We start from the raw sequence: 13152 nt of genomic DNA on the forward strand, positions 1-13152 counted from the left end.
GAACTGCTGTTGTATAGGGCTATGACCCCTAAATCTATAATACTTATAGTGGTAGATTTAAAAATATATCCAATGGGGGATTTACTTCACAGAAAAAAATTTCTGCTTTATATTATGTTCGACTGATTACCTACGATACACGAGTTCTACCGCATCCGCCTGAGGGCACCCTCCCTCACAAGGGTAGGTTTTTTACAGACGAGGTTAGAATAGGGAGAGACAGAGCAGACAAGGAAGGAAAGTGGACAAGGAAGAAGAACAAGGAAAATTAAAACTCATGAAGATTTAGCAATCTATCAAAAAGCGTTTGATGCAGCGATGACAATTTTTGATTTATCAAAAAAGTTCCCTGTGGGGGCACCACAACTAGAGACTTTGCCTGTATTCTTCTAACAGTTCCGGAATGCAATCGTATCCATCTACGCCAATCAAAGGAATGATTTTAGAACGATTTTGTTGTAATAATCGCCCAAATTCTTCCGCTCCTCTTTGACCCTGTAAAACTGTAAGCAACCCTGCTGTTTTTCGCCACTCATTTGAAGCAATTTGATTCAACAAATACATTCCCAAACAACCAGCATAAACTGTTTGTTCGAGATTTTGCAGTTGATAATAAACTTCAGCTAAATTAGCTAAATTTAAAGCTTGGAGATATAAATCACCAGAAATTTGCGCTGTTTGACAGCCGCTTTCTAAATGTTTAATCGCTTCCTGTTGTTGTCCAATAACTAGGTAAGCTATGCCTAAACTACTGAAACATAAAGCTCTACTTTGAAGGTCACCTAGTCGTTCTGATAATGCTAAGCCTTGTTGCAGATAGTTAATTGCCATTTCATATGTTTCTGGTTCTGTTTGTTCCATCTGCTGTGCTTGCATGACTTCACTATATCCTAAATTCACTAGAGCATTTGCTTCGCCAGTACGATCTCCTGTCTGACGGCTCATAATCAATGCACGTTGGCTGTAATTGATTGCTTCACCATACATTTTTTCATCAACGCAAGTACGGCTGAGGTGATTGAGGTTGGCAATTTCACAGGGGCGGTCACCTGCATTGCGGGCTATCTCCAGTGCTGAAGCGTGAAACTCGGCTGCGCGACGATATTGACCCAAAGCACGCTGAGAGTAACCTAACAGCGTCAAAATTCTTGCTTTTTCTTGGGTTCCTTCTACTTGTCTTAATGGTTCGTTGAGATAATCCAGTGCATTCCGCAAAGAGTTCCCGGAGAAAGAAGCAAAAATTCCTCCGTACAAAGGAAAATAGGGACGCTGTGCAAAAGTTCGCAAAATCTGGAGCATGGCTTGATGACAAGCTGTGCTATACACCGAAGCACTGCCACTAAAACCACTGGCGAGTAGGCTCCAAATGACTGCAAAGGTTAAGTAAGTTGAAATCGATAGCTTTGACCCAGCTTTGACATTGTAGGGTTGTTGGTCAAACCAATTCACTAACCCTCTTTGCAAATACTGTAAAATAACAGCAATCTCCACCCAATCACTGAGGTTCATATCGGATTTTTGTTGGGCAAATTCAATGGCAGATTGCTCAGAAGCTAGGGTGCGAAACAGTACTTGGGGTATCTCGCTATTCACCTGCTTTGCCCAAGTTGCCCAAGGACCGCTTTCTTCCGGTAATCCTCCAAATCCCAGTGTTCCTCGGCTTTGCTCGTACATCCAACTGACTAAATGGTCTTGCAACCGTTGCCAAGAAGCCACGCCACGGGTAATACCTTCTGCTATTTGCTGGTAATCAGAATCTGCTTGAGCAAATTGCTGTAAGGATTTTGAGATTTGTTGAATTTGCGGTAATGTTAATGGGTTTTTCCGGTTAGGGTCGGTGACACGCAAGAATGCAGCTAGACGCCCGTTTGATTCAGTCGAAGTAATTTCTTTGATTGCTGAGATAATTGCTTCTGCCGCCTTAGTTTGCTGTTCAGCCCGTTGCCATTGACTTTGAATCGTTTTTATTGCTCTAAGAGAGCGGGTTGCTTTGGCATGCTTGAGTTCGTCTTTTTCTGTATCCACTTGTTGCTGGGTAGAATTGAGGCGATCGCTCAAAGCCAGCTCAAAGATTTCACCTGTATCTGCGGTCACACCTTTTAGTAACATTTGATACACCTGCTCTTGAGAGCTAATCTTTCCCTTGAGAGTGTTTTGGACAATTTCGTCGATTAAGGCGAGATACTTTTCACGCAATGGCAGAGAATCGGACACTGTAGCAACCTGAAAGCATTATGTTCATTCTAATTGTTGTTCCGTCAAAGATGCACAAAAGTAGACCTGAATCGCCATTACATGCGCCCTGCGAGGTTAGCAATTACAGCTGCTAACTTGGCTGGATTCACTGGCTTGGGAACGTGAAGTTGAAAACCAGCAAGTAGTGCTTGAGTGCGGTCTTCTGCTCTAGCATATGCTGTTAGGGCCACAGCAGGAGTTCTCCCACCTTTTTCTTCGTCTAACGCCCTGACTTTACGAATCAATGAATAGCCATCTTCTTGTGGCATACCAATATCGCTCACCAGTACATCTGGTTGAAATTGTTGCAGGGCAATCAGTGCCTCTGTTACAGTGGCAACTGCCATGACGTTTGCTTCATATTGCCCCAGTACTGTGGTAATTATCTGACGGGCGTCTGGTTCATCATCTACGACTAACACCCGCAAACCTTCCAACTTCAAGTTACTCGTTTGAGCTACTTGAACTTCAACTGTGGATGACAACTGTTGTGGTTCGCTGAGTTCTACAGTTGTGACCTTTATTGGCAAACTGACAATGAACGTTGCTCCCTGTCCAATTCCCGCGCTTTCGGCACGAACTGTACCACCATGTAATTCTACCAAATGTCTGACGATTGCCAAACCCAATCCCAGCCCCCCATGCGATCGCGTACTTGAACTATCAGCTTGACGGAAGCGTTCAAACACATAGGGGAGAAATTCCGGTGCAATTCCTTCTCCAGTATCAGTTACCTGTAGTAGTGCTGAATGTCCATCTGTAAATTCAGTACTCGTTGATAATCTCACATAAACTCGACCACCCCGAGGTGTAAACTTGACAGCGTTGGAAAGTAAATTCCACACAATCTGTTGCAAGCGGTTGATATCACCTAAAACAACGCCAACAGAGGAGTCTAGAAAGGTTTCGATAGTAATTTCTTTAGCATTAGCAGCTGAATTGACTGTCTCAATTGCTGAAAGCACAACTGGTGCAACTTGAATGGGACGGACTTCCAAGCACAGTTTGCCTGTAATAATTCGCGAAACGTCCAAAACATCCTCAATCAGTGTCGCCAGTAACTTGGTATTGCGGTCAATTGTCTCTAGCGCCCGATTCGTGGTACTCTCATTAAATTTCCGAGTTGTGAGTAACTGCGTCCACCCCAAGATCGCGTTGAGGGGGGTGCGGAGTTCGTGGGAAAGAGTAGCTAAAAACTCATCTTTCATGCGGTTTGCTGCTTCTGCCTTTTCTGCCAATTGGCGAAACCGTTCTTCGCTTTGTTTTAGCGCAAGTTCTGCCTGCTTGCGCTTTGTAATATCTTTGATGAGGGCAACAAATCCCACAACCTCTGCCTTAGAACTGAACTGGGGAACGTAAGAGACATTGACATAACGGATTTTGCCATCTTGGTATGGTAATTTGGTCTCGTAGGTTACGTGCTCTCCTGATAACACGGCTTCCACGTATGGACGAATCGATTCATACACTGACTCTCCCACAACTTCTTTGATATGCTTGCCATTAATGTCTGAAGCGGAAATTCCGTGCCATTCTTCATATCCTTTATTATTGAACCGATATCGTTGTTGGGCATCAACGTAAGAAATTAAAGCGGGCACAGCATCTGTAATGAGGAGGCGCAACGCTTCTTCTGCTTGTTTGCGTTCGCTCAAATCCACAACAAAACCAATAATTCGCTCTCGATTGCTTTCCAACAATGCAGAAACCTTCAACACAGGGACGCGTCTGCCATCTTGACAAAGATACTCTTTTTCAAAAGGGGCACACGCTCCTCTTTCTCTAAGTTCTTGAATAGATCGCTGTGTCACCTCAAAATATTCTGGTGGTGTCAGATCGCGCCATTGCATTTGTCCTGAAAGCAGTTCTTCCCGCGTGTAACCCACCATTCGTAAAAACGCGTCGTTAGCTTCAACGATTCCACCGTTGATATCGGCTACAATTACCCCAATGATGTTGGATTCTGCTAAACATCCAAAGCGTGCCTCACTCGATCGCAAATGCTGCAAGCTTATCTCCAAGTGACGCTTTGCAGTACGTAACCCTGAGTTTAGCGAGCTTATTAGTATTCCCACAAGCACAAACACCACCAACCTTAGGATGTCGTCTAGATTAAAAAATAAGAGTGAATATTTTGGTTCTATTAAAAAGTAAGCGATCGCTAAACTTGACAAAGTAGTGGCTAATAACCCTGCTTCCATCCCACCGTACCAAGTACTTACTGCCACAGCAGCAAAAAATAGTTGGAATAAGGTTGGTGTTAACAACGACTCTAGCATTAGTGTCAGTATTAATGCGCTACCTACAGCGAAGGTGGCAACAACGTAAGGTGCAAGAAGAGGGCGAAGTCTTTTCAACGTCGATTCTCCGCGTCTTGTTAATAGTTTCAGCGACTGTTTCATAATTCAGGTAACGCGATGACTTCTGACCTAATTCAGCATAAGGCAAGCTTATTCAACCAAAAGTACTTTCCCTACTGGTACGAGCCACTATTTTTGTATAAATCTTAGCAACACTTTTGCTTAATTTTTTTTGTTTTTTCATAATTTTTGTCAAAATTTTTATTATTTCTTAATTTCTGCTTTTTCCAGTCAAGATGTCATCATTTTTCCTTTGACCGTAATTAAACCTCATTTTTCTAACCTGAACCGATCTTTGAATGCTCATAGGTGGCTTCACCAACTTGCAAGGGGGCTGCTATTCCGTAGGGTTCTATTGTTTGAGTTTCACAGCGATCGTTTCCGGTAAAATATCTAGAAAAAGTAGGGAAAAAAGCAAGATGGGTCGCATCCCAACATTGACCTTCGATCGGGGCACATTAATTTTGCATCCACCACCTCGGGGCAAAGCTTGGATGGATTTTGCAACTTGGGATGACAGGGTGGAAAAATTCCGCATTCAAGCTATTCAGTATCGTCCTTTGGTGGAAGCACTGCAAGCAGAAAATACAACCTTTATCGACGAAGCTAAGGCATTCTATCCAATAGAGTTAGTTCCAAGCCTGGAAATGGAACCCTACCCCCACCAAAGCGAGGCGCTAGCAGCTTGGAAACTCGCAGGAAGACAAGGAGTTGTCGTACTTCCAACAGCAGCGGGCAAGACTTATCTGGCGCAAATGGCAATGCAATCAACTCCCCGCACAACGTTGATTGTTGTACCAACACTGGATTTAATGCACCAGTGGTATGCTCACCTAAAAGCAGCTTTTCCCGATGCTGAGGTGGGATTGTTGGGGGGTGGTTCGCGGGATAAAACACCCATTCTTGTGGCAACTTACGATAGCGCGGCGATTCATGCAGAAACACTTGGGGATCGCTATGCTTTACTCATTTTTGATGAATGTCATCATTTGCCAACAGATTTTAATCGGGTGATTGCTGAATATGCAATCGCACCCTACCGTCTGGGGCTATCTGCCACACCCGAACGTACTGATGGCAAGCACGCTGACTTAAATATTTTGATAGGACAGGAAGTCTATCGCAAAAGGGCTGAGGAACTCGCGGGGAAAGCGTTAGCAGAACACGAAATTAGACAAATCAAAGTCAAACTTTCGCAACAGGAACGAGAAAAGTACAATCAACTTCTTCAAACTCGCAATGATTTTTTGAAAGAATCTAAAATTTCTTTAGGTAGCATACAAGGTTGGCAACGATTCGTCCAAATGAGCGCTCGTTCTCAAGCAGGACGTAGGGCGATGTTAGCGCACCGTGAAGCCAAAGAAATAGCTTTGGGAACTGATGGAAAATTAAGGATTCTTACCGACTTATTGACGCAGCATTACCCGGAACGAGTTTTGGTGTTCACTGCTGATAATGCTACAGTTTATCGTATTTCCCAAGAATTGCTGATTCCAGCAATTACTCATCAAACCCCTGTGAAGGAACGCCATGAAATCTTAACCAAATTTCGGGAGGGAGAGTACAAAACTCTGGTTGCTTCCCACGTGTTAAATGAAGGTGTGGATGTACCGTCTGCTTCTGTTGCAATTATTTTATCAGGGACTGGTTCGGCACGGGAGTATATTCAACGGTTGGGAAGAGTTTTAAGAAAGGGTAAGGAAGGTAATAAGCAAGCAATTTTATATGAAGTTGTAGCAGAGGGTACGACAGAGGAGGGGACTTCTGCTAGGAGGCGAGGTGTTGAGAGGAAAAAAGAACCACAAAGGCGCGGAGGACACGGAGGAGACGAGAAACAGGGCAAAGGTAATTTGCAGGTTGTTTATGGCAGTGGTCAGGAAAAAAGTTATAAAGCCGCCGAACAGTTGGATTTAAATTATTCTATTGAGAAGAAATCACAGAAAAACTCAGATGAATACTGATAATATTTATATAATTACCTGATTCCATTTCGGTTCAATGCTACCAACAGATTTGTTAAGTTACAAACAAAATGGTGAGGAAATTATCCCAAAAAGATTGAAAATTGATGATAAGAATTTGGAGATAGCAACTGAGTTAGTTGGTTTTTTTGAAAAAGCGGTGGGTGCTTCTCAGGGTAAGCTTGAGCGTCAGCTGTTGGAGTTTGAAGGGGATACTCCAGATTACAGGATGAAGCGGGGTTTGGCTTATATCTTGAAAAGCAGTTTTTGTACGTTTGAGGTGGTTAGCCCTTTAGAACCTCAAATGTTACGGGAACGAGTGTTTGCACTCGCAGCAAAATCGGTTCCCAGTCGTGAGTTAACGGAAGTTACTTTGCAAACCATCGCTAATGAGTTAAGCCGTGAACTTGAACGCGAAGTCGTCATATCACAAGTTCGTGATGGATTGTATGCTGATTTGGCTGAAAATAAAATTTTGACTGCTTTTGATGCACCTAAGCCTCAGGATTTGTTACATCGCTACAATTTGTCTCAGGTGCAGGGGGTGTTTTATAAAGCAAGCCAATTGACAATCAATGCCCATCGCAATGTTCCGGGTCAATATAAGCTTTTGTTTCGATATCTCAAATTGTTTCAATTAATGTCTTATATAGAGGGGGATGCTGACCACGGGTTTACAATTACCATTGATGGTCCAACAAGTTTGTTTACTCCCAGTACGCGGTATGGTTTGGCAATAGCTAAACTCATACCTGCTTTACTCCATGTGACAAAATGGAGTCTTTCCTCTACGTTGCAAACTCGGGATGTTTATACAAATACCTGGAAAACAGGGCGTTTTACTCTCAATTCGGATTGCGGTTTGGTGACTCATTATCCTCCAGGGAAGCCATACGATAGTATGCTGGAGAATTCTTTTGCTGATAAGTGGGATTCATTGAAAACGGATTGGGTTTTGGAGCGCGAAGTTGATTTAATTCCCATTCCCGGAAGTGTGATGATTCCTGATTTTAGATTGGTTCATCCTGACGGGCGATCCTTTTTGTTGGAGATTGTCGGTTATTGGAGACCGGAATACTTACAAAAAAAGTTTTCACAGGTGCGGCGTGCTCAATGTCAGAATTTGATTTTGGCTATTTCCGAACGATTGAATTTGGAAAAAGCAGGAGTTAAGTTGCAGGATGTGCCTGCTAGGATTGTATGGTTTAAGGACAAGTTATTGCCGAAATCTATATTTGCTGTCATTGAATAAGCGATAGCTTCGCTACTGCCTTCGGCAGATCGCTAGAATCTTTAACTTTATTCCACACGACCAGATTGGCGCTGTCCTTCACCAACTATTAGATTGCATATTGAAGCTGAGTATCGATAGGCTTAGAATGAAAGATAAAAACATCAGTGGGCAAATTAGGAAGTTCTATCGCAATGACAAAAGCTGCTCCGAAACTCCTAACATTCGATGATTTTATTGCTCGGTATGGAGATAACGAGCGTTACGAATTGATTGACGGGGAACTCGTTGATATGGAACCAACTGGACCTCACGAAGAGGTAGCTGCTTTTGTCTTGCGAAAGGTTAATGTTGAGATAGATCGGCTGGGTGTCGATTGGTTTACACCTACCCGTTGTTTAATCAAACCTCTGGGAACTACAACAGCTTTCCGTCCTGACGTAGTGGTGCTAGACAAAGCAGCCATCGCTAATGAACCTTTGTGGCAAGATGAGCCTGTCATCACTTTAGGGGCTTCCGTCAAACTTGTCGTAGAAGTAGTCAGCACCAACTGGCAAAATGACTATGCCCGAAAAGTAGAAGATTACAGCACAATAGGTATCCCGGAATACTGGATCGTGGATTACTTGGGCTTAGGAGGTCGGGATTATATTGGTAACCCAAAGCAACCGACAGTATCAATTTACGGGTTATCAACGAGTGGAAATCAGTACCAGAAGCCAGCTCAATTTCGGGGCAGCGATCGCATTATCTCGTCCACATTCAAGGATTTACAGCTAACGGCTGAACAAATTTTTGCTACAGGGAATTAAGGCTTTATAACGTTCTCAATACTGTCTCCATTACTTGCTGGTCTTATTAAAATTTCAAATAAAGTTTTTTTGATTACAAGCTCCTTGTGTTTCAATCGAAATATTTTCAATGAAACTATTCAAAACCTCTTCAAGAGTTTCTGAGTCTGTTAAGGTTGGCTGTTTCGATAAAGTCATTGGCTTTCATCTTATGACTCGTATCCTTTATTTTTTTATGTTTTGAAGATTTTCTTACCATTTATAAATTTATCTTATGTATTATGTCTTTTTTACTACTTTTTTGTACTTAGAATTAAGTTAGCCTTCGCCCTTCAGAAAAACTTTGCGATTTACTGATGATAGCTTTATTTCCGCTGCGTTGTACTAGTAATCTACCCCTATGCACAGCATCACGCGATCGCACGTGTTATTTATTACCTATCCTCTGCCAATATTCCGCAACTCTTTTTTCCCACTTTTCCCAATACCCTTTCATTGCTTCTGGTTCAAATAAAAATATCTCAGCGTCCCTCTCTGGTATCGCTACAACCACCAATGCATGATTAATCTCAATGCCATAATCTCGATAATAATCGTTCACCGCTCCTAAGTAAGCTGTAAGTTGTAAAGGATACTCATACAGCCTCTCTACTGAACCTTTCGGTTTATCAGCTGTCTTCCACTCGCAAATGCAAGGTATACCTTTATAACTAGCAACACAATCCACTTTACCAGAATAGCTCTTGTGATAGTGAAATACTGAACCTTCCACCAGTCTGACTGTATCAATTTCTTCTAAAACAGGTCTTATACTTTCCCAATAAGGACGGCTGGCTTCAGGACAATCAAAGTCTTTTCCCAGTAGGTAACGTTCAATTTGTTTGTGGGTTTGAGTTCCCCGACGACTGGCGGTTGTAGAAATGCGGGTTGCTTCTTCTACGCCGACACGGGATTTCCAGTTGTTGAGCCTGTCACGTTCCTCTTGGGGTTTGGTGGCGTTCAATATAGTAGTTACACTCGGAAAGCGATTTCCCCGCTCGTCTAAATAATATTGTTTACCATTTTCCCGCACGCACTTGGCGTTAATTTGGGGCAGTAGTTGAATATCAGAGGGCATTGCTGGTTAATTTTTGTGTCGAAAGTTTACCGTGTATATCCTTCAAATAAGGGATCAGTGCGTAGCCAATACATTCGGCTAACCGAGGTGGTACAGCATTTCCAATTTGCCACATTGCTTTCTTCATGGAACCTGCAAAAAGAAATGTATCTGGAAATGTTTGTAATCTTGCCATTTCACGCGCTGAAATAACACGATTGAGATATGGGTGAATGTGAGTACCCCCGTGATTTTCTTTAACGGTCATACTTGGTAGCCCTTGATATTGACGCTTAAAAGCATCAACGTATTTATCGTATAAAGAGCCTCCTGGTGGAACTTTAGCGATTCTTTCCATATACTCGGGTGAATGGCGAGTCCACTCATGATTGATTTCTGGTATGGGGGTGTATTCTGGCAAATCAGCGATCGCGGACTCAATGGGTTTATATTGGGGAGGTAATAACTGAGCTTTTGGATAGGGGTTTGGCAAACCAAATCTGTTAGCAATAAAGATGGCTCGCGGGCGAATTTGCGGCACCCCATAGGCTGCAGATTCTAAAATTGCAACAGAAACATGAGGGTAGCCAATCCTAGCAAATTCCGCGCAAATTTCCTGTTTTACAGCCCCATTATTAATGGTAAGAATTCCCGGCACATTTTCCATGACCACGTACCAAGGTTGAATTTCTGAAACAACACGCACAAATTCTCGAAATAGGCGATTGCGAGGATCGTGAGGATTGCGTTTTCCAGCTACAGAAAAGCCTTGACATGGTGGTCCTCCTACCACAAGATGCACTTCAGGGAAATTGATTTCCGAGAGCCATTGTTTGGAATCGAATTTTTCGATATCCCCGCAGAAATGATGACATTGGGGAAAATTTCTTTTATGGGTTGAAGAAGCAATTTCATGCAATTCCACACTTGCTATTGGTTCAAATCCAGCTTGAACAAAACCCTGCGTCATTCCTCCCGCACCACAAAATAAATCTACAAATCTATAGTTATCTGCTGGTGCTGGTGGTGGAGAAATTTCTATGTATATTTTGTAGCGATCGCTTTCACAATTTTCTAGTTTTCTTTGAATACGTTCATAACGTCCAAGTTTGGCTTTTTTTGGTTTTTGTGCTGGAAGTTTCTCCTCTTCTAAAGAAAATAAAGACAGCTGCAATGGTTCCATTTTGGCTTTTTCAATAACTCTCAAATAACCGCCAAATTAAGACTGTTCGGCAAAGTTCTACATCGGTATTTTTCTACCAATAAGGAAGTTGCAGACAGTTTTCTTCTCCGCCTTAAGACAGATACTATGGCGAGCTTTAAAAATATGTATTCTACAATACTTTTTTTACTTTATTTTAGCTTAAAATAGGAGAAAAAACTGGCAATTTTTACAGTAGTTCCAGGTGTAAAGATTTAGAGCTTAGGTTAAGACAATGAGTAGTAAACTTATCGTTGCGTTTGCGGTTTTTGCAGGCACTTTTGGTGTATTGAGCACAGCTTACGGTCAATCTCCAAAGGCACCAGAATCCAACCGAGAAGGCTACACCATCAACGGTGGTTCCTTGACTGGTATAGATAATAGAACAGCGGAGAACGATTACGCAAGATTTTTTTCAGAAAAAAATTCGGGCAATAATTCTAGGGCAAACGTTCAAGTGGCTCCAACGGGTGTCATTCCACTAGGCGAGCGAGTTGAATTACGCCGTAGTGAAACCTTAACAACTCCAAACAATGTGATTTTTGATGGTAGAGAAGCTGTGGAAGTTCAGGTGACACCCAGGTAAAAATAATTGTCATCCCCACAGCGCGTTCTAGCAATACTTAACGAAAATTTTGCAAAATGCCAGACAGCAGTCGTGTCCTCCAGTTCCTTGGCATAAAATCCGAAAAACTGGAGGGATATTTATTAAGTGACAAGAAATATATTTGGTAGCAATTATCCCACGATAGCTAAGGATGGTACTCTTTTTATATGTTGCGCGAGTTTATCTCCTGTGAAAAGAATCCCACATGGGAAACTGCTCCGTAGTAGTGAACAGCTATCTACTCTCACAAGAGTTTACTCGCGCACTTAAAATAAAGGAGGGCAGAACGTGACTCGTGTAATTATTGTGCGCCACGGTCAAAGCACATATAACGCAGAAAAACGCATACAGGGACGCACTGATGTATCTAAGTTAACAGAGCAAGGTCGTATTGATTCGAGTAAAGTAGGCAAAGCCCTCGGAAATATAGTATTTAATGCAATATATAGCAGCCCTCTACAAAGAGCGAAAGACACTGTAGATACCATTTGCCGTGAATTAGCGCTTCATTCCAAACAATCTTCTATTCCCCAAGCTTCTGAGAAATTGTTGGAAATTGACCTTCCTTTATGGCAGGGAATGGTGACTGCTGAGGTCAAGGAGAAGTTTTCTGAAGACTACCGCACTTGGCAGGAAAGCCCCGACAAACTACAGATGCCAATTCCAGATGGTGAGGGGACAAAAAAATTTTTTCCTGTCTTAGCTTTGTACGAACAGGCACGACAGTTTTGGCAAGAGGTTTTGTCTCGCCACAAAGGTGAAACTATTCTGATTGTTGGGCATAACGGTATCAACCGTGCGTTGATTAGCACGGCGCTTTCCATACCCCCATCTCGCTACCACTCCATCCAACAATCTAACTGTGCCATCAGTGTACTCAATTTTTCTGGGGGATTGGGAGAACCAGTTCAACTAGAATCACTTAACCAAACTCAACATCTTGGAGACACGTTGCCTTCCCTCCGTCCCAATCATAAAGGAGTGCGATTGTTGCTAGTGCGTCATGGGGAAACCGAATGGAACCGCCAAACAAGATTTCAAGGTCAAATTGATGTTCCCTTGAATGACAATGGCAGACAGCAAGCACAAAAAGCTGCCCAATTTCTCAAAGATGTAGAAATTGATTTTGCCGTTAGCAGCACAATGCAGCGTCCGAAAGAAACTGCAGAAATTATCTTGCAGTTCCATTCCAATATCCAGTTGGACTTATATGATGGTTTGAGGGAAATTAGTCACGGGCTTTGGGAAGGAAAATTAGAAAAAGAAATAGAGCAAGAGTTTCCAGGAGAGTTACATCGCTGGCGTACCACACCAGCAGAAGTGCAAATGCCGGAAGGGGAAAATTTACAGCAAGTTTGGGATCGTGCTGTTGCATCATGGCAATCTATTGTGGGCACAGCATTGGCAAAAGGATTGAAAACCGTATTAGTTGTTGCTCACGACGCTACTAATAAAACCTTGCTTTGTCACATTCTCGGTTTGTCATCAGAACAATTCTGGAATTTTCGTCAGGGGAATGGTGCAGTTAGCGTTATAGACTACCCTCAGGGAGCAAATGGTCTACCAGTACTGCAAGCAATGAATATCACCACTCACCTAGGTGGAGGCATACTGGATAAAACAGCAGCTGGTGCATTGTAACTCCTGCATACAGTAAGCAACCTCTGAAT

9 protein-coding genes are annotated in these 13152 nt (G+C 42.6%); 5 read left to right on the forward strand and 4 right to left on the reverse strand.

The features are described from left to right. Positions 1-366: 366 nt before the first annotated feature. The gene (locus ACYRY3_RS39210; RefSeq protein ID WP_460207219.1) at positions 367-2214 is read right to left on the reverse strand and encodes a tetratricopeptide repeat protein; all 1848 of its coding nucleotides are present in this window, start codon (positions 2212-2214) and stop codon (positions 367-369) included. Positions 2215-2291: 77 nt separating this feature from the next. Continuing rightward, positions 2292-4592, reverse strand: a complete 2301-nt coding sequence (locus ACYRY3_RS39215; RefSeq protein ID WP_460207221.1) for a hybrid sensor histidine kinase/response regulator — start codon at positions 4590-4592, stop codon at positions 2292-2294. Between the two features lie 422 nt (positions 4593-5014). Between ACYRY3_RS39215 and ACYRY3_RS39220 the strand changes: the two genes are divergently transcribed. The 3 genes from ACYRY3_RS39220 to ACYRY3_RS39230 all read left to right on the forward strand — a co-directional run bounded on the left by ACYRY3_RS39220 (position 5015) and on the right by ACYRY3_RS39230 (position 8599). Continuing rightward, a complete protein-coding gene (locus tag ACYRY3_RS39220; RefSeq protein ID WP_460207223.1) occupies positions 5015-6556 on the forward strand; it encodes a DEAD/DEAH box helicase in 1542 nt (513 codons plus the stop codon). 37 nt (positions 6557-6593) lie between these two features. After that, positions 6594-7808: a DUF790 family protein gene (locus ACYRY3_RS39225; RefSeq protein ID WP_460207225.1), complete on the forward strand. Its 1215-nt coding sequence runs from the start codon at positions 6594-6596 to the stop codon at positions 7806-7808. Positions 7809-7981: 173 nt separating this feature from the next. After that, positions 7982-8599 (forward strand): Uma2 family endonuclease, encoded by a 618-nt coding sequence (locus ACYRY3_RS39230; RefSeq protein ID WP_460207227.1) that lies wholly within the window; start codon positions 7982-7984, stop codon positions 8597-8599. Between the two features lie 406 nt (positions 8600-9005). On the opposite strand, the gene ACYRY3_RS39235 is transcribed toward ACYRY3_RS39230, so the two are convergent. Together ACYRY3_RS39235 and ACYRY3_RS39240 are read right to left on the reverse strand one after the other, a co-directional pair. After that, positions 9006-9695: an exonuclease gene (locus ACYRY3_RS39235; RefSeq protein ID WP_460207229.1), complete on the reverse strand. Its 690-nt coding sequence runs from the start codon at positions 9693-9695 to the stop codon at positions 9006-9008. Next, the gene (locus ACYRY3_RS39240) at positions 9685-10857 is read right to left on the reverse strand and encodes a DNA cytosine methyltransferase (protein WP_460207231.1); all 1173 of its coding nucleotides are present in this window, start codon (positions 10855-10857) and stop codon (positions 9685-9687) included. Before ACYRY3_RS39240 ends, ACYRY3_RS39235 begins: the two co-directional genes overlap by 11 nt. 253 nt (positions 10858-11110) lie before the next feature. On the opposite strand from ACYRY3_RS39240, the gene ACYRY3_RS39245 reads away from it, so the two are divergent. Further along, complete coding sequence (locus ACYRY3_RS39245) at positions 11111-11461, forward strand: hypothetical protein (RefSeq protein WP_460207233.1); 351 nt, start codon at positions 11111-11113, stop codon at positions 11459-11461. 309 nt (positions 11462-11770) lie between these two features. Beyond that, positions 11771-13123 (forward strand): histidine phosphatase family protein, encoded by a 1353-nt coding sequence (locus ACYRY3_RS39250; protein WP_460207234.1) that lies wholly within the window; start codon positions 11771-11773, stop codon positions 13121-13123. The last annotated feature ends 29 nt before the right edge of the window (positions 13124-13152 follow it).

The sequence above is a fragment of the Scytonema sp. NUACC21 genome (assembly GCF_054684315.1).

Excerpts from the sequence above, each read along its gene's own strand:
- ACYRY3_RS39220 (WP_460207223.1), top strand. The coding sequence starts at position 5,015 with ATGGGTCGCATCCCAACATTGACCTTCGATCGGGGCACATTAATTTTG.
- ACYRY3_RS39225 (WP_460207225.1), top strand. The coding sequence starts at position 6,594 with ATGCTACCAACAGATTTGTTAAGTTACAAACAAAATGGTGAGGAAATT.
- ACYRY3_RS39230 (WP_460207227.1), top strand. The coding sequence starts at position 7,982 with ATGACAAAAGCTGCTCCGAAACTCCTAACATTCGATGATTTTATTGCT.
- ACYRY3_RS39235 (WP_460207229.1), bottom strand. The coding sequence starts at position 9,695 with ATGCCCTCTGATATTCAACTACTGCCCCAAATTAACGCCAAGTGCGTG.
- ACYRY3_RS39240 (WP_460207231.1), bottom strand. The coding sequence starts at position 10,857 with ATGGAACCATTGCAGCTGTCTTTATTTTCTTTAGAAGAGGAGAAACTT.
- ACYRY3_RS39245 (WP_460207233.1), top strand. The coding sequence starts at position 11,111 with ATGAGTAGTAAACTTATCGTTGCGTTTGCGGTTTTTGCAGGCACTTTT.